12 protein-coding genes are annotated in these 22,125 nt (G+C 67.1%); 6 read left to right on the top strand and 6 right to left on the bottom strand.

What is annotated here, in order from left to right; all coding sequences use genetic code 11:
- Nucleotides 1–153: 153 nt before the first annotated feature.
- Nucleotides 154–633 (top strand): endonuclease domain-containing protein, encoded by a 480-nt coding sequence (locus AC07WJ_RS24560; RefSeq protein WP_494937300.1) that lies wholly within the window; start codon nucleotides 154–156, stop codon nucleotides 631–633.
- Between the two features lie 48 nt (nucleotides 634–681).
- Here the strand turns inward: AC07WJ_RS24560 and AC07WJ_RS24555 are convergent, their stop codons facing one another.
- Nucleotides 682–3,138 carry a penicillin-binding protein 1A gene (locus AC07WJ_RS24555; RefSeq protein ID WP_494937299.1) on the bottom strand — a complete coding sequence of 819 codons (2,457 nt, stop codon included), beginning with the start codon at nucleotides 3,136–3,138 and terminating at the stop codon, nucleotides 682–684.
- A gap of 306 nt (nucleotides 3,139–3,444) precedes the next feature.
- A complete protein-coding gene (locus AC07WJ_RS24550; protein ID WP_494937298.1) occupies nucleotides 3,445–4,848 on the bottom strand; it encodes an N-acetylmuramoyl-L-alanine amidase in 1,404 nt (467 codons plus the stop codon).
- A gap of 451 nt (nucleotides 4,849–5,299) precedes the next feature.
- Here AC07WJ_RS24550 and AC07WJ_RS24545 point away from each other — a divergent pair, with 451 nt between their 5' ends.
- The 3 genes from AC07WJ_RS24545 to AC07WJ_RS24535 all read left to right on the top strand — a co-directional run bounded on the left by AC07WJ_RS24545 (nucleotide 5,300) and on the right by AC07WJ_RS24535 (nucleotide 14,131).
- Entirely contained in the window at nucleotides 5,300–5,905 is a 606-nt protein-coding gene (locus tag AC07WJ_RS24545) for a L,D-transpeptidase (RefSeq protein WP_494937539.1), read from the top strand.
- Between the two features lie 480 nt (nucleotides 5,906–6,385).
- Complete coding sequence (locus AC07WJ_RS24540) at nucleotides 6,386–9,505, top strand: Rne/Rng family ribonuclease (RefSeq protein WP_494937297.1); 3,120 nt, start codon at nucleotides 6,386–6,388, stop codon at nucleotides 9,503–9,505.
- Nucleotides 9,506–10,423: 918 nt separating this feature from the next.
- Nucleotides 10,424–14,131, top strand: a complete 3,708-nt coding sequence (locus AC07WJ_RS24535) for a vitamin B12-dependent ribonucleotide reductase (RefSeq protein WP_494937296.1) — start codon at nucleotides 10,424–10,426, stop codon at nucleotides 14,129–14,131.
- Nucleotides 14,132–14,383: 252 nt separating this feature from the next.
- Here the strand turns inward: AC07WJ_RS24535 and AC07WJ_RS24530 are convergent, their stop codons facing one another.
- Nucleotides 14,384–15,814 (bottom strand): DUF1254 domain-containing protein, encoded by a 1,431-nt coding sequence (locus tag AC07WJ_RS24530; protein ID WP_494937295.1) that lies wholly within the window; start codon nucleotides 15,812–15,814, stop codon nucleotides 14,384–14,386.
- A gap of 791 nt (nucleotides 15,815–16,605) precedes the next feature.
- A complete protein-coding gene (locus AC07WJ_RS24525; protein WP_494937294.1) occupies nucleotides 16,606–17,052 on the bottom strand; it encodes a DMT family transporter in 447 nt (148 codons plus the stop codon).
- Between the two features lie 121 nt (nucleotides 17,053–17,173).
- Here AC07WJ_RS24525 and AC07WJ_RS24520 point away from each other — a divergent pair, with 121 nt between their 5' ends.
- Nucleotides 17,174–18,082, top strand: a complete 909-nt coding sequence (locus AC07WJ_RS24520; RefSeq protein ID WP_494937538.1) for a LysR family transcriptional regulator — start codon at nucleotides 17,174–17,176, stop codon at nucleotides 18,080–18,082.
- Nucleotides 18,083–18,147: 65 nt separating this feature from the next.
- Here AC07WJ_RS24520 and AC07WJ_RS24515 read toward each other — a convergent pair whose 3' ends face one another.
- Nucleotides 18,148–18,978 carry a hypothetical protein gene (locus AC07WJ_RS24515; RefSeq protein ID WP_494937293.1) on the bottom strand — a complete coding sequence of 277 codons (831 nt, stop codon included), beginning with the start codon at nucleotides 18,976–18,978 and terminating at the stop codon, nucleotides 18,148–18,150.
- A gap of 216 nt (nucleotides 18,979–19,194) precedes the next feature.
- On the opposite strand from AC07WJ_RS24515, the gene AC07WJ_RS24510 reads away from it, so the two are divergent.
- Nucleotides 19,195–20,916, top strand: coding sequence for an acyl-CoA dehydrogenase family protein (locus AC07WJ_RS24510; RefSeq protein WP_494937292.1), 1,722 nt, complete (start codon nucleotides 19,195–19,197; stop codon nucleotides 20,914–20,916).
- Nucleotides 20,917–20,992: 76 nt separating this feature from the next.
- On the opposite strand, the gene puuE is transcribed toward AC07WJ_RS24510, so the two are convergent.
- Nucleotides 20,993–21,943 (bottom strand): allantoinase PuuE, encoded by a 951-nt coding sequence (puuE, locus tag AC07WJ_RS24505; protein WP_494937291.1) that lies wholly within the window; start codon nucleotides 21,941–21,943, stop codon nucleotides 20,993–20,995.
- Between the last annotated feature and the right edge of the window lie 182 nt (nucleotides 21,944–22,125).

The following is a 22,125-nucleotide window of genomic DNA, read 5'->3' as shown; positions in this document are numbered from 1 at the left end:
CCCGCCTTGCGCCGCGCCGCCCGCAATCTCCTTTGCCGGAAACCCACGTCTGTGCTGCCCTGTCCCTCGTCCCACCGCTCCCCGGCAGGTGGGCGAGGCTTAGGTCAGCGCGGCGCAGGCTGTCTTCTCACCTGCCGCACGGACTCCCACTTTGTGAAAAAAGCCGCCGGAGCGGCGTCGGGGGGCGAAATCATCGTTTCCAGCGGGAATGCACCGATGGGACCGACCCGACCACCTTCACCCGGCCGCTTCCGCGCCCCCCTCTCCCACGAAGACGTGGGCGAGGCGAGGAAGCTTCGCCGTGAGGCGACCAGGCCTGAGGACTTTCTCTGGGAGGAGCTGAGCAATCGCCGATTTGGTGGCGACAAATTCAAGCCGCAGATGCCGATCGACCGTCATGTCGTCGATTTTCGCTGCATCGACGCAGGGATCGGGGTCGAGATCGACGGTCGACAGCACGAAGCCCTGGCCGAATATGACGCAGAGCGTTCCGACACCATTCGATATCACGGCTTCGAGGTTGTCCGATTCACCAATAGCGAGATCATGCGTCAACCGGCGCCGGCACTGGCTCGACTTAAGATGATCTCGGATCGCGCATCGGCGACGAAGAACGAACCGACGTCAGAGTGAATTTGCCCTCACCCGGCAACCGACCGGGAGAGGGCTCGGTTCTCCCCCTCAATACAATCCGCCGGTGCCCGTCGAGATCGCCCGGTTGGTCTCCGACGACGGGCCACGGCGCGGGCCGCCGCCGTTCGATGCTGCGTCGAAGGGATTGATCAGCTGGTAGGAGTCGGGCGGCGCGGTGCCCGGCTTGAAGGCCTCGAGAATGGCGTTGCCGGCGCCCGAGCCGGCGCGCATGCCCGAGCGCGGGTCGATGCGGATCAGCTTGATGCCGGTCGGCACGCGGAACGGCACGGCCGGCCGGTCGGCGAGCGCGGTCCGCATGAAGTCGCGGAAGATGGGCGCCGCCATGACGCCACCGGTGGACCCATGCCCCATCGGCTTCGGCGTGTCGTAGCCAATATAGATGCCGACGGCGAGATCGGGCGAAAAGCCGACGAACCAGGCGTCCTTTTCTTCGTTGGTGGTGCCGGTCTTGCCGGCGATCGGCTTGCCGAGCTCGCGGACCACGGCGCCGGTGCCGCGCTGGACCACGCCCTCCATCATCGAGGTGATCTGATAGGCGGTCATCGGATCGAGCACCTGCTCGCGCCGGTCGATCAGGATCGGTTCGTCCTGACGGGTCCAGCGCTCGGCGGTGCAGCCCTGGCACTGGCGGTCGTCATGACGGAAAATCGTGTGGCCGGTGCGGTCCTGGATCCGGTCGATCAGGGTCGCCCGGATGCGCCGGCCGCCATTGGCGAACATCGAATAGCCGGTGACCATGCGCATCAGCGTGGTTTCGCCGGCGCCGAGCGCCATGGAGAGCACCGGCTGCATGTCGTCATAAATGCCGAAACGCTTGGCATATTCGGCGATCAAGGGCATGCCGACATCATTGGCCAGCCGGACGGTCATGACGTTACGCGACTGCTCGATGCCGAAGCGCAGCGTCTGCGGCCCGTAGAACCGGCCGGAATAGTTTTCCGGCCGCCAGACCGAACCGTCCGACTGGGCGAGTTCGAAAGGCGCGTCGAGCACCACGGTCGACGGCGTATAGCCGTTGTCGAGCGCGGCGGCATAAACGAAGGGCTTGAACGACGAGCCCGGCTGGCGACGCGCCTGCGTCGCCCGGTTGAACTGGCTCTGGTCGAAGGAGAAGCCGCCGACCATGGCCAGCACGCGGCCGGTATAGGGATCCATGGCGACCAGGCCGCCGGACACTTCCGGCACCTGGCGCAGGCGGAACTGGCCGTCGCGGCCGCTGATCGGCTCGACATAAACGACGTCGCCGGGATTGAGCGCGCGGTTGACCGCGCGGCGGGTCCAGCGGACACCGTCGCCGGTGACCACGCCGATCTGGCGCGCCGCCACCACCACGCCGGCCTGGTCGCGGCCCGGCTGGAGGCCGATGCGCGCGGTATCGGCCTGGGTATCGAGCACCACCGCCAGCTTCCAGCCGACATCGCTGATGGCGCGGATCTCGGCGAGCTTGACGCCCCAGTCGCCGCGGGTGTCCTCGATGCGGGTCACCGGGCCGCGGAAACCGCGCGCCTCGTCATAACGAATGAGGCCGGCGCTCAGGATCTGGCGGGCGGCGGCCTGCAGCTTCGGGTCGAGCGTCGTGCGGATCGACAGGCCGCCTTCCAGGAGCTTCTTCTCGCCGAAGCGATCGGCCATCTCGCGGCGCACTTCCTCGGCGAAATAGTCGGCGGCGAAGGTCTGCTGGCGCGGCGAGCGCGGATTGATGGTCAGCGGCGACCTCTTGGCCGCCTCGCCTTCCTCGGCCGTCACGATGCCGTCCTCGACCATGCGGCCGATGACGTAGTTGCGCCGCTCGATCGCGCGGTCGCGGTTGCGGAACGGATGCAGCTGGGTCGGGCTCTTCGGCAGGGCCGCGAGATAGGCCGCCTCGGCCAAGGTGAGTTCGTGCACCGACTTGTCGAAATAGACGAGCGCGGCGGCGGCGATGCCATAGGCGCCGTAACCCGGCATGACGAAGCCGAGATAGATCTCGTTCAGATAGAGCTCGAGGATCTGGTCCTTGGTGAAGGCCGATTCCATGCGCATGGCGATCAGCGCTTCGCGGATCTTGCGATCGACCGTCTGCTCGCCCGACAAGAGGAAGTTCTTCGCCACCTGCTGGGTGATGGTGGAGGCGCCCTGCGGCCGCCGGCCCGAGCCGCGATTGTTGAAATTGGTCAAGGCAGCACGCGCGATGCCCATCACGTCGATGCCGTTATGGGAATAGAAGTTCTTGTCTTCCGCCGAGAGGAAGGCCTGGACCACCAGTTTCGGCACCGCCTGGATCGGCAGGTAGAGCCGGCGCTCGCGGGCATATTCGGCCATCAGCTGCCCGTCCGAGGCGTGGACCCGGCTCATGATCGGCGGCTCGTAATTGCGCAGCGTGTTATAGTCGGGCAGTTCCTTGGTGACCGTCACGATATAGATGGCGACACCGGCCGCTCCCAGCAGGAAGGCCACGGTGCCGAGGCCGAACGCCCAGCCGAAGAATCGGAGAATAAGTTTCATCCGGTCATTTCGTGCCCGACGGGCAGCGCCTCTCGTCCCCGTGGTACCGCCGCGAAGGAACCTGGGCCGGGGGTGCCCTGTCCTGACTGCCTCAAATCATACCACGTCGCCTCGCCCCTGACAGGCGCGAATGCCGCTGCGAGGCTTCCGATCGACCGATGCCCCGCGACTGTGGCGCGGATGTGACCCGGACGTGACCGCGCCTCTTTAACCCCATGCGCCGCGCCGCGCCAGTCAAGTTCATCGCTGCGCGGCGGGCCGCCCCAGTCAGGTTCATCGCTGCGCGGCGGGCCGCGCCAGTCAAGTTCATCGCTGCGCGGCGGGCCGCGCGGCGGCACGGCCGGCAAAAAACTGATCGATCGCCCGGGTGACGGAATCGGCGGTCCGGTCGCGCCAGATGGCGGAGGTGAGCATTTCGACGTCCTTGGCGCTGGAGACGAAGCCGAGCTCGACCAGCACCGAGGGGATATCGTGGGCGCGCAGCACCTGAAAGCCGGCCGACCTCAGGGGCAAGCGGTGCATGCGGGTGGCGTGGCGCATCTCGCCGGCGAGCGTGCGGGCAAAATTGGCCGAGAACATGCGCGTCTCGCGGCGCGTCAGGTCGATCAGGATGTCGGCGATCTCCGAGGGTTCGTCCGACAGATCCAGCCCGGCGATCGCGTCGGCCTTGTTTTCGCGTTCGGCGAGCCTCGCCGAATCGGCATCCGATGCCCGGTCCGACAAGGTGTAGACGGTGACGCCGCGGGCATTGTCCTGGGCACCGCTGATCGAATCGGCATGGACCGAGACGAAAAGGGCACCGTTATGCTCGCGCGCGATGCGCACCCGGTCGCCGAGCGGAATGAAGATGTCGCGGTCGCGGGTCATCACCACGCGGTAGCGGCCGGTGGCCTTGAGCTTGTCGCGCAGCACCCGGGCGAAATCCAGGATGATGGTCTTTTCCTCTTCCCCCGAGGCGGCGACCGCGCCGGGGTCGACACCGCCATGTCCCGGATCGATGATCACCACCGGCGGACCGTCGGGCGTCGCGCCGTGGGCCGAGACGCGCGGCCCGACGCTTTGGCGATCGCCGCGGCGGGCGAGATTGGAGGTTGCCCGCTCGTTCTGGGCGCGGCGAAAACCGTCGGCATCGGTGCGCACCAGTTCGAGCACGACCTGCGGCGGCTCGCCGTCGCGGCCTTCCACCATCTGGGCGCGCTCGATCAGCACCGGCCCGGTCAGGTCGACCACCACGCGTGACTTGCCCGGCGCGAACAGGCCGTAACGATAGGCCTGGATCAGGCCACGCCCGCCGCCGCCCGTCGTCTGCCCCGCGGCAGGCGCCGCGGGCCGCGCGGGACCATGGCCCGCCGGGCCGCCGATCTGGAAATTGACCTCGTCGAGGTCGACGATCACCCGATAGGGATCGGCGAGCGCGAAGGCGCGGATTTCGATGGCGCGGGTGAGCTCGAACGACAGCCTGGTGCGGTTGCCGTCGCCGGTCAGGCGCGCGGCCGAGACCACCGCGGGCAGGACCGAACGCGCCGCATTGGACCGTGCCTCGCCGGCGCCGGCGTCGCGGGCATTGGCGGCGGCCGAGGTGATGGCTCCAGTCGAGACCGGCTCGCTCTGGTCCGCACGCTGCGCGCCATCCGCCGTTTGCGCGCGCGCGCCGACGCCCGCGATCAGCGTCGCGGCCAACAGGATGGCGAGAAGGCGGGAACCGGCCATGGCCCCTCGTGGGTCGGACGCGGCGATGCCGGAACGACCAGCAAGGAACCGCCAGGATGAGATAACCCATAGGACCGCCCGGGTTAATCGCTCGTTAAGGATGACGGGGCGGCCGGCCGCTGAGCGTTACCGGAAAGACACGACAGAGCCAGGACACCTTCCCTTGCAGGTAAGGTGAATCAGTGGCGGCCGCGGGCCGGGCACGGCCCGCGCCGGCATCGGAGCGCCCCCCCGAATGTGTGGGAATTTGGCCACAGAACCGCCATGAAGACGATCGGCGCGGGTCAGTTCACGAAGTCGTGAACAGCAGCCAAGCCAATGACCGCGCACGGTTAATTCCGACGATTCACCCCCCCCCCCTCAGCCGAGCGCCCCGATCATGAGCCATCCAGCAGACAATGCCGCTCCCGGCGACCAGGCCCCCGCCGATACCGGCGCCAATGCAAGCGCGATGTCGCGCCGGCTGTTCCTGATGGCGGCGCCCGCGGTGCTTACCGGCTGCGTCACCGGCGGCGGCGGCTCCATCGGTTCCTATGCCGGGCGCCAGGATGCCGGCGTCACCTTGCCGGCCATGGACACGTCGGGCGTCGACCCGCGCTTCCTGCGCCAGGAAGTGGCCTATGCCACCCGCGAGAGCGCCGGCACGATCGTGGTGATCCCGAGCCAGCGGCACCTCTATTATGTGCTCGGCAATGGCCGGGCGATCCGCTACGGCGTCGGCGTCGGCCGCCAGGGCGCGCTCTGGCACGGCCGCGCCACCGTCGGCCGCAAGGGCTCCTGGCCGAACTGGACACCCACCGCCCATATGATCGCCTACGACCCGCGCAACGCGCGTTATGCAGGCGGCATGGCCGGCGGCATCGCCAACCCGCTCGGCGCGCGCGCCCTCTACCTTTATCGCGGCAGCCGGGACACCATGTACCGCCTGCACGGCACCAATGTGCCCTCCTCCATCGGCCAGGCCGTGTCGTCCGGCTGCATCCGCTTGTTCAACCACGACATTATCGATCTGCACGACCGCGCCAGGATCGGTACGCCGGTGGTCGTGCTGACCTGACGGCCAGCCTCACGGATTGTATGACGGCTACGCTTGCCAAGGTCACACTTCCGCCGCTACATAGGTCATGACACGGTCATGCGGGTATGGAGCGGCGTGTCGATCGAAGGCAGCCGAAGGTTTCATTCCGTGGCCCCGATCCGAGCGCTCCCTGACCCCCGCGCGTGGCGCCGTCTTCGGCGAGCCGCTGCCGTGTCACCCTTAGCCGCGCCCCGTCCGGGGCCGCGTCGCACTTCGAAAGGGTCTCGTCCATGTCGGGATCGACGGCACTGCCGGGCTACAGGCGGACGGGGGATCTCATGATCGCCCGCTCATCCGCTGGCCCCGCCGTCGGCATTGCGACCAGGCTTGCACCCTCCCCTTCCACCGCATTGACGGCCGTGCGCCGGCGCCTTCACGGCGCCGCCCTGGCACTTTCTGCAGAGCGGGGCCCGACCGGGCCGGCGCTCGCGGCCGCCGTAAACTTCAAGAGCTCATCCGATGGCCAACAAGATGCTCATCGACGCCGCCCACCCGGAAGAAACCCGGGTTGTGGTGGTCCGTGGTAATCGTGTCGAGGAATTCGATTTCGAAAGCCAATCCCGCAAGCAGCTGCGCGGCAATATCTATCTCGCCAAGGTAACGCGGGTCGAACCGTCGCTACAGGCCGCCTTCATCGAATATGGCGGCAACCGGCACGGCTTCCTGGCCTTCTCGGAAATCCATCCCGACTATTACCAGATCCCGGTCGCCGACCGCGAGGCGCTGCTGGCCGAAGAGGCCCGCTCGCATCGCGACGACGACGACGAGGAAGGCGGCCGGGGCGAACGCGGCGGCCGCGGCGGCAAGGACGGCGGGCGCGACGGCGGCCGGCGGCGGCGCCGGCGGGGCGGCCCGCGGCCGCGCAACGAGGCGGCCGAAGCCAGGACATCCGACGCCGTGACCGGCGACGCCGAGGTCGACGAAGACGGCGCCGAGGCGCAAGCCCGGGGCCAGGACGATCATCACGACGACGACCATCACGACGACGATCATCACGGCGAGCACGGCGACGAGCATCACGACGATCAGCGTCACGACGACGAGCATCACGGCGACGAGGCCCACGGCGACGAGGCCCAGGACGGCTCCAAGGCCGAAAAGCACGAGGCGCGCGGCGGCGAGGACTCCGGCGACGGTCATGTCGAGGAGGCCCCGGCGGAAGAGGACGTGGTCGAATCGGTCGGCGCGGGCGATGCCTATGAGGACATGCCGGACCGCACCTTCCGGCCGCGCAAGCAGTACAAGATCCAGGAAGTGATCAAGCGCCGGCAGGTCATGCTGGTGCAGGTCGTCAAGGAAGAGCGCGGCAACAAGGGCGCGGCGCTGACCACCTATCTGTCGCTGGCCGGCCGCTATTCGGTGCTGATGCCCAACACCGCGCGTGGCGGCGGCATTTCCCGCAAGATCACCAATGCGGCCGACCGCAAGCGGCTGAAGTCGATCGCCGGCGACCTGGAAGTGCCCGATGGCATGGGCGTGATCCTGCGTACCGCCGGTGCCAACCGCACCAAGACCGAGGTCAAGCGCGACTTCGAATATCTCCTGCGCATGTGGGAGACGGTGCGCGAGGAAACCTTGAAGTCGAACGCGCCGACGCTGGTCTATGAGGAAGGTTCGCTGATCAAGCGCTCCATCCGCGACCTCTACAACAAGGACATCGAAGAGGTCCTGGTCGCCGGCGAGGACGGCTATAAGGAAGCCAAGGACTTCATGCGCATGCTCATGCCGAGCCATGCCAAGAACGTGAAGCCCTACCGCGAGCCGCAGCCATTGTTCGCCCGCTCGGGCGTCGAGGCCCAGCTCGACGCGATGTTCTCCAACACCGTGCAGCTCAAATCCGGCGGCTATATCGTCATCAACCCGACGGAAGCGCTGGTCGCCATCGACGTGAACTCGGGCCGCTCGACCCGTGAGCACAATATCGAGGACACGGCGCTGCGCACCAATTCGGAGGCCGCCGACGAGGTGGCGCGCCAGCTCCGCTTGCGCGACCTGGCGGGCCTGATCGTCGTCGACTTCATCGACATGGACGAGAACCGCAACAACCGGGCGGTCGAGAAGCGCATGAAGGATGCGCTGAAGAACGACCGGGCGCGCATTCAGGTCGGCCGCATCTCGCATTTCGGCCTCCTGGAAATGAGCCGCCAGCGCATCCGCACCGGCGTGCTGGAAAGCTCGACCGAGGTTTGCGCCACCTGCGGCGGCACCGGCCATGTCCGCTCGGTCTCCTCCGTCGCGCTGCATCTCCTGCGCTCGGTCGAGGAGCAGCTGCTGCGCTCGGCCATGTATGACGTCATCGTGCGGACCCGCACGGCGGTGGCGCTCTACGTGCTCAACAACAAGCGCGCGCATCTGCACGAACTGGAAAGCCGGTTCCGCGTCAGCGTCGACATCACCGCCGACGAGACGGTGAGCGGCCAGCACATGTTCGCCATCGAGAAGGGCGCGCAGGTCCATACCCATGAGACCGCCTACCGGCCGCCGGTGATCGCGCCCTTGCCGGTCGACCCCGACGACCTGATCGAGGACGAGATCGAAGAAGACGATGAGGTCGAGGTCGAGGTGGAAGCCGAGACCGAAGCCGGCGCCGAGCCGCGCGAACCGCGCGAGCATGCCGGCGAGGCCCGGGCCGAGCGTGACGAGAGCGAGAACGGCGAGAAGCGCCGCAAGCGCCGGCGCCGTCGTCGGCGCGGTCGCGGCGGCGAAGGCCGCGAGGACGGTGGTCGCGACGAGTTCGGTGCCGAGCGCCAGCAGGACGCCGGCCATGCCGATGACGACCAGGGCGCCGACGAGGCCGATGAGGCCGACGAGGAAACCGGAGCCGAGGAGCAGGGCCTGGACGGCGCGGCCGGTGACGACGCGAGCGCCGAGGGCCGCCGCCGCCGCCGTGGCCGCCGTGGCGGACGTCGCAACCGGCGCGAGGACGAGCCGGGCTTCGTGGCCGAGGGCGAAACCGAAGCCGTGGCTGCGACCGAGACCGTCGAAGTGGTCGCCGAAGCGGATGTCGTCGAGGCCCCGGCCGTGGCGGCGGATCCGGTGGCCGAGACCGGCGAGGTCAAGCATGCCGGGCGCCGCGGTCGCGCGCCCCGTGGCAAGGCAGCGGCGGCAGCCGCAGCCAAGGAGGCCGCCGCGGCCGGCGAGGAGCCGGCCGCCGTCGCGGAAAGCGAAACCGCGACCACCGAAGCGGCTCCGGCCAAACCGGCCCGTCGCCGGCGCACCCCGGCGGCCCAGGCGGCCACCGAGGCCGCGGGCGCTGCGGCGGAGGGTGATGGCACCCCCGCCCCGGCGACGCCGGCCAGGCGCCGGCGCACGCCTGCCGCCGAACCGGTCGTCGAAGCCGCTGTCGCGGCTCCCGAGCCGGCCCCGGTCGCACCGCCCCCGGCCGCGCCGGTCGCGGCGCCCATCGCGCCTCCGGCGCCCGTCGCTCCCCCGATCGCCGCTCCGGCGGCGCCGGCGGCTGTCGAAGAGCCGGTGAAGCGCCGCCGCACGCCTGATCCGGAGCCGGTCGAGACCGTGCAGGTGGCAGCCCCCACCGGGCCGCGCCGCGCCGGCTGGTGGAACCGCAAGGCCGAGGGCTGAACGCCTCTCCACGCGGCACTGAACACGAAACGGCCGGGAGCAATCCCGGCCGTTTTCGTTTTGGCGACGGCGCGCGGCCAAGATGCGCGCGCCCTCGCCCACACCTTCGTGGGAGAGGGTTTGCGCGCGTCCCTGGAAGAGCCCTTGCCGCCGCGCACCCTTCCCGGCCTTGTCCCACGAACGGTCCTGTCACCTCGAATCAACAGGCAGAATCGCCGCCTGGAATCGCCTCGCCCTGCCCCGCCACGTCAGATGATTCCGTGCCGCTGCGTCAGCACGAACAAAAGGCGAAACCGGCCCTCGGCGCGATGTCACAATCCAGCCACACTTCGCCAACCGGAAGACGATGTTGGGAATATCTGCCGGGCCGGCAAAGGCTCCTGTGGAGAGCCGGCCTGGGCACGGTGAATTTTTCCTTGCCGAATCCCCCCGAGATTCCCGACACTTGGCTCGTCGGCCCCGGCCCTTCCCTTAAAATTTGAACGACCATCACCATATTTAGGGGTCTGTTTACCCGTAGGCCCTACATCTTGACGACATGAAGGCATGCCGCATACCTTGGCGTTCGGTTCGGCGGGTCGGTTTCAAGTTCTCGCCGCACCAAATCCCCAGACGGTTTCCAGCCTGACGCCACGTCTCGACGTGGCGCGGCCGGAGGAGTGTCTTCGTCACCCGATGGCGCGCCGCATTTCGCGGGCAGCGCCGGCGGAGGGCGAAGTGTCGCCTCGACCCCGCCTGTGGGAACGCGCTTCGCGCGGCAGGAGTTAACCAGCGGACCAGCTCGCCCCTGTGGAGAGCGGGGATCGCGGGGCAAGGCGGCAAGGGGTCCGGCTAGAACCGGGCCAACGCGGGTTCAGGGCATGGACCGCGGGGCGGCTCGGGAGCACAATCCCGGCCATGACATGAAGGACGAGAACGATGCGCATCGAACGGCGATACACCAAGGCGGGCCAGTCGCCCTATGCAGACATCGCGTTCCGTGCGGCGACCTCCGAGATCCGTAACCCGGACGGGTCGATCGTGTTCCGCCTCGACGGCATTTCGGTTCCGCAGGCCTGGAGCCAGGTCGCGGCCGATATCCTGGCCCAGAAATATTTCCGCAAGGCCGGCGTCCCCGCCCGCATGAAGAAGGTCGAGGAGAACTCGGTCCCGTCCTGGCTGTGGCGCTCCGCCCCCGACGAGAAGGCGCTGAAGGAACTGCCGGAGAAGGAGCGCTGGGTGGGCGAGACCTCGTCGACCCAGGTGTTCGACCGGCTGGCCGGCACCTGGACCTATTGGGGCTGGAAGGGTGGCTATTTCGAAGCGGAAGCCGATGCCCAGGCTTTCTTCGACGAACTGCGCTACATGCTCGCCCTGCAGATGGTGGCGCCCAATTCGCCGCAATGGTTCAACACCGGCCTGCACTGGGCCTATGGCATCGATGGCCCGGGCCAGGGCCACTATTACGTCGATTTCGAAACCGGCAAGCTGGTGAAGTCGAAGTCGGCCTATGAGCACCCGCAGCCGCATGCCTGCTTCATCCAGTCGGTGGCCGACGACCTCGTCAACGAGGGCGGCATCATGGACCTGTGGGTGCGCGAGGCGCGCCTGTTCAAATATGGCTCGGGCACCGGCTCGAACTTCTCCTACCTGCGCGGCGAAGGCGAAAAGCTCGCCGGCGGCGGCCGCTCGTCCGGCCTGATGAGCTTCCTGAAGATCGGCGACCGCGCCGCCGGCGCGATCAAGTCGGGCGGCACCACCCGCCGCGCCGCCAAGATGGTGGTGGTCGATGCCGACCATCCCGATATCGAGGCCTATATCGACTGGAAGGTGATCGAGGAGCAGAAGGTCGCGAGCCTGGTCACCGGCTCGAAGATCAATGCCAAGCACCTCAAGGCCATCATGAAGGCCTGCGTCAACTGCGAGGCCGACGGCGACGCCTGTTTCGAACCGGCGCAGAACCCGGCGCTGAAGCGCGAGATCAAGGCCGCCCGCAAGTCGATGGTGCCCGACAATTACATCAAGCGGGTGATCCAGTTCGCCAAGCAGGGCTACAAGGACATCGATTTCCCGATCTACGACACCGACTGGGATTCCGACGCCTACCTGACGGTGGCCGGCCAGAACTCCAACAATTCGGTGTCGCTGAAGGACGACTTCCTGCGCGCGGTGGAAACCGATGCCGACTGGAACCTGACCGCCCGCATCACCGGCAAGACCATCAAGACGCTGAAGGCGCGCGACCTCTGGGAGAAGATCGGCCATGCCGCCTGGGCGTCAGCCGACCCGGGGCTGCATTTCAACACGACGATGAACGACTGGCACACCTGCCCGGCCGCCGGCCCGATCCGCGCGTCGAACCCGTGCTCGGAATATATGTTCCTCGACGACACGGCCTGTAATCTGGCCTCCGCCAACCTCCTGCAGTTCTACGACGCCAAGGCCAAGCATTTCGACATCGACGGCTACGAGCATCTCTGCCGGCTCTGGTCGGTGGTGCTGGAGATCTCGGTGCTGATGGCGCAGTTCCCCTCGCGCCAGATCGCCGAGCTGTCCTACGAATACCGCACGCTCGGCCTCGGCTACGCCAATATCGGCGGCCTCTTGATGACCATGGGCATTCCCTATGACAGCAACCAGGGCCGGGCGCTGGCCGGCGCCCTGACCGCGGTCATGACCGGCATCGCCTACAAGACCTCGGCCGAAATGGCCGGCGAGCTCGGCCCCTTCCCGGGCTTCGCGCCGAACCGCGAGCACATGCTCCGGGTCATCCGCAACCATCGCCGCGCCGCCCATGGCGAGACCGCCGGCTATGAGAGCCTCGCCGTCAACCCGGTGGCGCTCGACCACGCCAATTGCCCTGACCCGGAAATCGTCGTCCGCGCCAAGAAGGCCTGGGACGACGCCCTGGCGCTCGGCGAGAAGCACGGCTATCGCAACGCCCAGGTCTCGGTGATCGCGCCGACCGGCACGATCGGCCTGGTGATGGATTGCGACACCACCGGCATCGAGCCCGACTTCGCCCTGGTGAAGTTCAAGAAGCTCGCCGGCGGCGGCTATTTCAAGATCATCAACCAGGCGGTGCCGGAAGCCTTGCGCACGCTCGGCTATTCGGAAGCCGCCATCGCCGAGATGGAAGCCTATGCGGTCGGCCACGGCACGCTGAAACAGGCCCCCGCCATCAATACCGGTTCGCTGAAGGCCAAGGGTTTCACCGACGAGGCGATCGCCAAGGCGGAAGCCCAGTTGAAGACCGCCTTCGACATCAAGTTCGTGTTCAACAAGTGGACGCTCGGCGAGGACTTCGTGGTCAAGACGCTGGGCATCCCGGCGGACGAGGTGAATGCACCGGGTTTCGAGCTTCTGGCCCGTGTCGGCTTCTCGAAAAAGGATATCGAGGCGGCCAACGAGCATGTCTGCGGCGCCATGACGCTGGAAGGCGCGCCGCACCTGAAGCTTGAGCATTACGCGGTGTTCGACTGCGCCAACCCCTGCGGCCGCAAGGGCAAGCGCTATCTCTCGGTGGAAAGCCACATCCACATGATGGCGGCGGCCCAGCCGTTCATCTCGGGCGCCATTTCCAAGACCATCAACATGCCGAACGAGGCGACCGTCGACGACTGCAAGTCGGCCTATATGCTGTCGTGGAAGCTGGCGCTGAAGGCCAACGCGCTCTATCGCGACGGCTCCAAGCTGTCCCAGCCCCTGAACTCGCAGTTGATCGAGGACGAGGACGACGAGGACGGCGTCGAGGAGTTCCTGGAAAAGCCGCAGGCCGCGCGTGCCGCAGCGCTCGCCGAGCGCATCGTCGAGAAGGTGGTCGAGCGTGTCCAGGTGATCCGCGACCGCGAGAAGATGCCCGACCGCCGCAAGGGTTATACCCAGAAGGCGGTGGTCGGCGGCCACAAGGTCTATCTGCGCACCGGCGAATATGACGACGGCCGCATCGGCGAGATCTTCATCGACATGCACAAGGAGGGCGCGGCGCTTCGCTCGCTGCTCAACAACTTCGCCATCGCCATCTCGCTCGGCCTGCAATATGGCGTGCCGCTGGACGAATATGTCGACGCCTTCACCTTCACCCGCTTCGAGCCAGCGGGCCCGGTGCAGGGCAACGACACCATCAAATACGCCACCTCGATCCTCGACTACGTGTTCCGCGAACTGGCCGTGAGCTATCTCGGCCGCTTCGATCTCGGCCATGTCGATCCGGGCGAGAGCCGTTACGATGCGCTCGGCACGGGCGCCTCGGAAGGCACCAAGAGCGTGCTGTCCAAGGGCCTGGTGCGCGGCAAGACCGACAAGTTCACGGTGGTCTCGGCCAATTCCGGCCCCGCTCCGGCGCTGACGCCCGGCTCGCTCGCCAATGACGGCCGCACCGGCACGGTGGTGACCATGCGCACCCAGGGCGCGACCGCGCTCAAGGAAGAGGTGGCGGCCGCCGTCTCGCCTGCTCTCGGCGCGCTGTTCGACCAGGCCCCGGCGCCAGCCGCCAATGCCGAACGCTCGACCGCCGACCGGCGCGCGGAAGCCAAGCTGCGCGGCTATGTCGGCGACGCCTGCCCCGAGTGCTCGAACTTCACCATGGTGCGCAACGGCACCTGCCTGAAGTGCGACACCTGCGGGTCGACGACCGGCTGCAGCTGAGGTTCGGCGCGATTGATGTGGCGCGCCCGAAAGGCGCGCCGCATTGTCCCGATATCGCGCCGCGACTGGAACCAAAGTCTCGGTTCTGGCGTCCGAGCTCGTCCGGCACCAAACAGAACCGCCGCTGGTCCTTACCAGCGGCGGTTCTTGGTTTTAAGGCCAGAGTTGCCCTGAGGCTTTCGCCCGCGACCATTGTGAGCTGCGCGAAATACTCTTTCGCGCAGCTCACCGAACAGGTGTCGTCTTGGACTCTCAGCCAACCTTCCGGGCGGCGGGAATGGCCCATGTCCCGTTGATGATCGACGGATCGGTCTCGCCGGGCCAATACAGCCGCAGCATCAGGATAAAATCGCCGGCAGGCGCGGGAAGCCAGTTCGATTCCTTGTCCTTCCCGGGCGAATCCTTCTGGATGTAGAGGTCCGTCGACCCGTCCGGGTTTGCCTGCAAGTTCTGGCGCGGGCTGATCGAATACCGGTTGAGGGGGTTGTTCACGAAGAAATACTGGTCGTCATACATCGTCAACGACCAGAACCCCTCGACCGGCGGCAAATGGCCTTTGGCGAAGCGCATGACATACCTGTTCGCCCCGTTGTATTTCTTTCCCTCCGCATCCGCCGTCGAGGTCGGGTAGACCGCGTCCTGGGGGCGATTGGCGCCCAGTCCGATGGCGGTCACGAGCGCCCGCATCAAGTAGTCGGTGCCGTAGACTCCGGTTCTCGTCGTGAACGCCCAGCCGCTCTCGTTCTTTAGCGCCGGGTTGGTCTTGAACTGCTGCATGATCCGGTCGAACGCGCTCTCGGGAACGCGCCTGGCGCTATCGACCTTGAGCTTGCTCTCGTCAAAGTCCTGCCCCGGGACGATGCCGATGCGCGCGAACCTTGCGATATGGGGCGCATCGGCGGCTGCCGGCGGGTTCGTCTTCATCAGCTCGCAAAGCAGCTTGAAATAGGACACCGCATCCATGCGATTGACCTGATCGCGCACGGCCGTCTTCATGTCGAGCGACGGATCGACCTTGCCCGGCGGCGGCGTGTAGGGCCTGCCATATGCACTGAGCGGAACGAGCTTGCACTCGTCTTGCAGCTTGTGGACGGCAGCGTAGTCTTCGGGCGTGCCGGTGCAATAGATGCGGCCGAGCAGCCACACGATGCTGGTGAGCGATTTGTACTCCTTCACGCCCTCCGGCAGCGTGCCCTTCCAGCCCGGGCCGGTGATGGCATAGGTCTGCGCCCCGGTGCCGGTCGTACGCTTGCCCGGGACCTGGAACACCGTCGTCCAGCCGTCGAGCAGCGGCATCACGGAATAACGGCCCTTCATGTCGGGGATGCTGAGCACCCAAGGCTCTTTGCCGACATCGAAGAAGGCACTTGTGTAGAGCGTGTCGGCATTCGGCGCCGTGACGTCCTTGAACGAAGCGTCGGGATAGCTGCGCAGCTTGATGATATGCCCCATCGGCCCGCGCGTTCCCACGGGCTCGGCGACATTGGTGATGATCCGTCGGGTCATCTCCATCGTCACCAATGGGTATCCGAAGATGTAGGCGTCGGTCGCCAGCCAAGAATCCTCGAGACCTTCGCCAGCGCCGTGAAAGGCCCCCTGCTGAGCGAACGCTGAGCGAGCCATTGCCGTGCCGGCGAGCAATGCCAATCCGCCGAGAGCAGCGGAGCGACGAGCGATCTTCATGTTTGCCTCCGTAAGTTGCTGAGAAACCGACGCCCCGCAAGGATCGGAAGCGCGCCGTCAACCTCGATCAGCGCCCACGGCGGCAGCCAAACGCGGACGGCGGCTCCGTCTCGCCATCTCGCAGACCGCCGGGGGTGAGTCTTGCCATTCCGCGCCAGGCGGCCCTGTGGGGACTGCTTTTTGAATTCTTGCGCTGGAGCGTCGCCGTTGCTGTATCGCGGGCGCCCCGAGGCTGCGAGACGCGGCATCCCGGGCTCCAGCTGCCGCTTGGTGCAGACGGCGCCCTGGTGAGGATTCAAATCGCAAGCGGGTTGCAGGCCTCGCGCGGAACGAACGATGCGGCCATCTTCCGCCGGGCCTTGGCCCGCGTTCCCGGCATCGTTCTGGGATCAGCCGCCCGGTAAAATATCGACCAGTCGCACATTTGTCGGGGGCCGCTCGCCGGACCCCGATTCGTGGTTCGTCAATGTCCGCTTCCGGGCGGCGATCCGGCGTCCGCAAAGGGCACGATCCCGCGCTTAATCGGAACCCCGGAGAACATCGGTTTTCCACCCTTCGCAGACACCAATTTAGGTCGCGACAAGAGACACCGCGCCCGCGATTCGACCGCCGAGGGCCTGAACCTCCTGCCCCGGAGACGGGGCAAGCACGACCCGGCGCGTCGCGTTACGATCGACGATGAGCACCGTCTGCCACGATGGAAGCATGGTGCGGCGAGGCCATGGCGGATCGGCCGCGCCGGCGCCCCCGGCGTGCCGGGCCTCCAGACGGGTTCCGCCCTCTTCGCGACCTCAGCGGCGGATCAGGACCACACCTGCGATCAGCAGCGCGACACCCGCGGCACGCGGCAGATCGAGCGAACGCTGGGCAAGGCCCATCCAGCCGAAATGGTCGATCGTCACCGAGGCGAGCATCTGGCCGGTGACCAGAAGCGCGATGAAGGTGGCGGCGCCCACCTGCGGCACAAGGAGGATCGCAAGGCCGATGAAGATCGCGCCGAACAGGCCGCCGCTCCACGCCCACCACGGAACGCGCGCCGCGACGCTCGCCGACGGCAGGGGATCGCGGAGAACCAGCGCGAGCAGCGCCATGCAGATGACGCCGACAAGATAGCTGACGAAGCCGGACCACGCGGCGGAACTGAGAGCGACGCGCAGGTTCGCGTTCAGCACCTGCTGAACCACGATGCTGCCGCCGGCGATAATGGCGAGGGTCACAGGAAGCAGAGCGGAAAGCATGGGTTTCTCGGTGAACGAAGCGTTTGACCGTGGGCCCCGGCGCCCCCGGCATGGCGCCATTGACACATTGCAAGCCCATGCCGTCAAATGCCAAAAGTTTCCGTTTCCATGCAAATTGGACATGATGAACCCGGCGCATATCGACATTTTTCGCGCCGTTCTGCGCCATGGCGGGATCACCAGGGCCGCCGATGCGCTCGGCATCGGTCAGCCCTATGTCAGCCGCGCGATCGCGCAGCTCGAGGCCGATCTCGGCTTCCTGCTGTTGGTGCGCGGTCACGGCCGGGCATCGCCCACGCAGGAGGGTGAGGCCTTCGCCCGCGAGGTCGAAGCAACCTATGCCGGGCTCGATCACCTTCGCCGTGCCGGCCGCCAGATCCGGGAGCTCGGGATCGGCTCGCTGCGCATCGCCTGCCAGCCCTCGATGGCCTCCCGCCTGGTGCCGCGCGCGATCGGACGGTTGACGGTCGAAAGCCCGGGCACCCGGATCGCGCTCCATGTGCCGAGCCCCGACACCATCTGGTCCTGGGTGTCATCCGGCCAGTGCGACATCGGCCTGGTGCGGCCGCGCGCCGGCTATTCCGGGGCGATCAGCGAAGCCTTCCTCACGGTCGACGCGGTATGTGCCCTGCCACGGCGGCATGCTCTGGCAGCCAGGCGAACCATCACGGTTCAGGATATCGCGGGCGAGATCCTGATCGCGGGCTTTCCCGGCGATTTTCAGCAAGCGGTCGAAGGCGCCTTCGCGCAGGCTGGCCTCGCCCCGCGCTTCACCCTGACGGCCCAATATACCGCGGCACGGTGCGGCCTTGTCGCCGAGGGGCTGGGGATTGCGATCGTCGACCCGATCCCTGCGCGAGACCTCACCGGGCTGCCGATCGTTCTGCGGCCCTTCGCGCCGCGCGTGCCCATCGAGACGGTGCTGATCAGATCCGCGGGGCCGCCGAGCAATCTCACCGAGCGCATGGTCTCCTTCCTGAAGGCCGAACGGGACGCGCTGCCCCTGCAAGGCCCCGTTCGGAGACCTTAGCCAGATGCCGGCAGCGCCGACCGGCGCGCCGAAGCAAGGCTTGCGGACGACCGGTCACCGGCGGTTCAATAGCGGGCGAGGAAGGCCTGCCACAGGCGCTTCCCGAGAAGATCATATTGGCGCATCTGCTCGACGAGCCGGTATCGATCGTCGGTGGCGAGGAGTGCCTTCGGGAGAAGTGGATCGAGCAGGATATGCCGGACCACATAGCGGCCGATGCTCAAGGTCTCCACCATTGCCTGATCGATCGACAGCGAGGCTGCTCGCTCCTCGCTGCATTTGAGTTCGTCGATCAGCCTGGAATAAGCGCCGGAAAGCGACGCGCTGTCCCAAAGGTCCTTGGCGACAGGGTCTTCCGACGCGCTGAAGCTCGAAGCAACGAAAGCGATCGAATCTTCCGCCAGCCCGAGCGCGCGGAGATCGGCCGCCACGGCCTGCACCCTTCCCCTGAGATTGTCCGGCCGTATCCAGAGATCCGGCTTCAGCGCCCTGAAGCCCCGGAGCCGGAGCGCGCCCTCGTGACGCCTCAGTCGCTTGCGATCGGTGCGGGATACTTCACCGGTGTAGACGGCGATCCATGCGCCGCTCCATTCCACGGCGCGATCTTCCGCCTCGATCCAGCGCGCCACTTCGCGGCGGATGCCCTCGGCGCCTTCCGCGAACCCGTAGAGACCGCGCGAAAGCTTGCGCACCTTGGCTTCCGCATCGAGACGATTGAGCGCCACCCGAATGCCGCGCTCCGTGATGCCGAAGAGCCGGCCGGCCGCAATCAGCGCCTGAACCGGCACGGTCTGCCGCGGGGCGACCGAAAGCAGCGACAGGACCAGCGCGGTTGCCGATAGCTGGTGCAGGGCCTCATCGCGAAAGTCCGCTGGTTTCGATCTCGCCGGGGCCATGGATCCGTCTCTGCTGCAAACACGCGGTCGGAGCGCACCTGTTTCTCGCCCCCCGTCTCTATCGAACTCGCCGGGGCCGCAGCAAGTCGGCCGGCGTGATGTCCCCATGGCGGCGCTTGACTCGTCTCAGGCTTTGACTGAATTTGTCAAATGATGAGACTTTTCAGATTGCACAGCCGTCCCAGCGCTGTGCTGGCGGATGATGGAGGCGGCATTTTGCAGAATCTCGATACAGATCACGTCGGCGCGCGCAGTGCCGCTCCGGTTCACGCCCGCGATCCCGAAGCAGCCGGGGCGCCCCACGTCACCCATCATGTCTCCAATCAGCCGCCGGTGTTCGAGGCCAACCTCTTTGACACCGACATCGCCCTGAAGGAGGCCGTCGAGCGCGCGCGGGCGGGTTGGGCCCAGGAGAGATTGCACGGCCTTGGTGCCCAGGCGGGCAGCATCGAGGTGCAGGATCTGGCGCGCCAGGCAAACCGCTTCGCGCCGGAGATCGAGACCCACGACCGCTTCGGCCACCGCCGCGACGTCGTCACCTTCCATCCCGCCTACCACGAGCTGATGCGACGCGCGTTCGGCGCGGGCGTGCACTCCCTGGCCTGGACGGAAGCCGCGCGTGGCGGCGCCCACGCCGCGCGCGCGGCCATGACCTATTTGTGGCAGCAGGCCGAAAACGGCGTCTGCTGCCCGACCGCCATGGCCTATGCGGCGATCCCGACCCTGAGGCACGCGCCCGCCATCGCATCCGTCTGGGAGCCGGCGCTGCTGTCGACGGCCTACGACACCAGCCTGGATCGGGTCGAGCGCAAGAAGGGCGCCACCATCGGCATGGCGATGACCGAGAAACAGGGCGGATCCGATCTCCGCGCCACCGAAACCAGGGCCAGGCGCGTCGGCCCGACGGAACTTGGCGAGGAGTTCCTGCTCACCGGCCACAAGTGGTTCTGTTCCGCGCCGATGAGCGACGCATTCCTGACGCTCGCCTATACCGACAAGGGCATCAGCTGCTTTCTGGTGCCGCGGACGCTGCCGGACGACAGCCGCAACGTGTTCCGTATCCAGCGTCTCAAGGAAAAGGTCGGGAACCGGTCGAACGCCTCGTCCGAAATCGAGTATGACGGCACCAGGGCCGCCCTTGTCGGCGAGGAAGGCCGCGGGATCTCGACCCTCCTCGAAATGGGCCATTTGACACGCCTGGACGTGGCGCTCGGCTCGGCCGGCATCATGCGGCGGGCGTTCCTGGAGGCCTTGCATCACGCCCGCCATCGCCGCGCATTCCAGCGCAAGCTGGTCGACCAGCCCTTGATGGCCGGCACCCTCGCCGACCTGGCGGTCGAAAGCGAAGCCGCGATGGCGCTGACGATGCGCGCCGCTCAGGCCGTCGATGGTTCTGAAGCCTCGCCCATCGAACGTCGGCTGGCGCGCATCGTCGTTCCCGTCGCGAAGTTCTGGGTTTGCAAGCGGGCGCCGGCGCTTGTCGCCGAGGCGCTCGAATGCCTCGGCGGCAACGGCTATGTCGAAACCGGGCTGCTCGGAAGGCTCTATCGGGAGGCCCCGCTGAACGGCGTCTGGGAAGGCTCCGGAAATGTCATCTGCCTCGATGTGCTGCGTGCGCTCAGGCGCGACCCCGAGGCGATCGACGCGGTCATGGAGGAACTTCGTCCGGCGCTCGGCCACGATGTCCTTTACGACAGGCTGGTCAATGACTTGCCGGTGCTTGCCAAGGCAGCGCTGGAAGACGAACGGCTCGGGCGGCGATTGACCGAGGCTCTCGGCCTGGCGTTTCAGGCTTCCAGCCTCATTCGCTTCGCTCCGGGCGCGACCGCGAACGCGTTTTGCGCCACCCGCCTCAGCGATCGGGCCGTGGGGCATGTGTTCGGCACGATCGTCACCGACGGCAATGCCGCCATCCTGGAACGCGCAATGCCGGGCTGAACGCGCGCCGCCGATCGGCCGCGATCGGCTCGGCACGTCTCCGCCCATCCCGGACCGGGATGGCGGCTGATCCCGGCTACCAGCGCGGCAGCGGCGCCGCCGGCGGCGGATGGTTCAGCCGCCAGTGGCGGGCGATATCCGCACGGGTGGCGACCCAGACCTTGTCGTGCCGGCCGACATGATCGAGGAAGCGCATCAGGCCTGCGGCGCGCCCGGGCCGGCCCGACAGCCGTCCGTGCAGGCCGATATTCATCATGCGGGGACGGCCGGCGAGCCCTTCGGCATAGAGCACGTCGAAACTGTCGCGCAAATAGGTGAAGAACTGCTCGCCATCGGCGAAGCCCGGCGCGGTCGCGAAGCGCATGTCGTTGGCATCGAGCGTGTAGGGCATGAACAGCTCCGGCTTGCCCGCCACATCGGCCCAGAACGGCAGTTCGTCGGCATAATTGTCGCCGAAATAGAGAAGGCCGCCGATCTCGCTCAGGATCCGGTAGGTGGTGGCGCTGGACCGGTTGTACCAGCCGAGCGCGGGCCGGCCGCAAATCCGCTGATGGAAGGCGAGCGTCTCGAGGATCTCGGCGCGCTCCGCCTCCATTTCGGCGGGCGCGTCGCGGTTCCAGCGCATGCCGTGACTGGCGATTTCCCACCCGGCCTCGTTCATGGCCGCGACAGCCTCGGGATTGCGGGCCATGGCCATGGTGACGCCGAAACAGGTCACCGGCAGCCGCCTGCGCGTCAATTCCCGCCACAGCCGCCAGAAGCCCACGCGGCTGCCGAATTCATAGATGCCCTCGGCCGTCGGGCTGCGCACCCCCAGCCGCGAGGTGGTGATGTGCTCGACCAGAAAGCTCTCGCTGCCGGGATCGCCATGCAGCACCGAGCTTTCCGCGCCCTCCTCGTAGTTCACCACGATCTGCAGCGCGAGCACGGCGCCGCCGGGCCATTTCGGATCCGGGGGCGTGCGGCCATAACCCACCATGTCGCGCGGATAGCCCGATGACGCGGGATCGAAGGGATTGGTCGTCACGAACCCACCTCATGCCTTGCCGCTTTGCCGGGCCCTGCCCCGGGCCTGCGGGTCTCGCGGCCCGATGCCGCAGAACCGAACGATGCGCCGGCCAGTCACCGATCACCGCTCGCCGCAATCCGGACCGGCCTGTCGCTTTCACTACATTATTGTGAATTCGAAAAGCTGTGCAATAAATATGA

This window comes from Phreatobacter sp. GW821-FHT04C01 (genome assembly GCF_059420385.1).
This window is presented reverse-complemented; position numbering and strand designations above follow the sequence as displayed.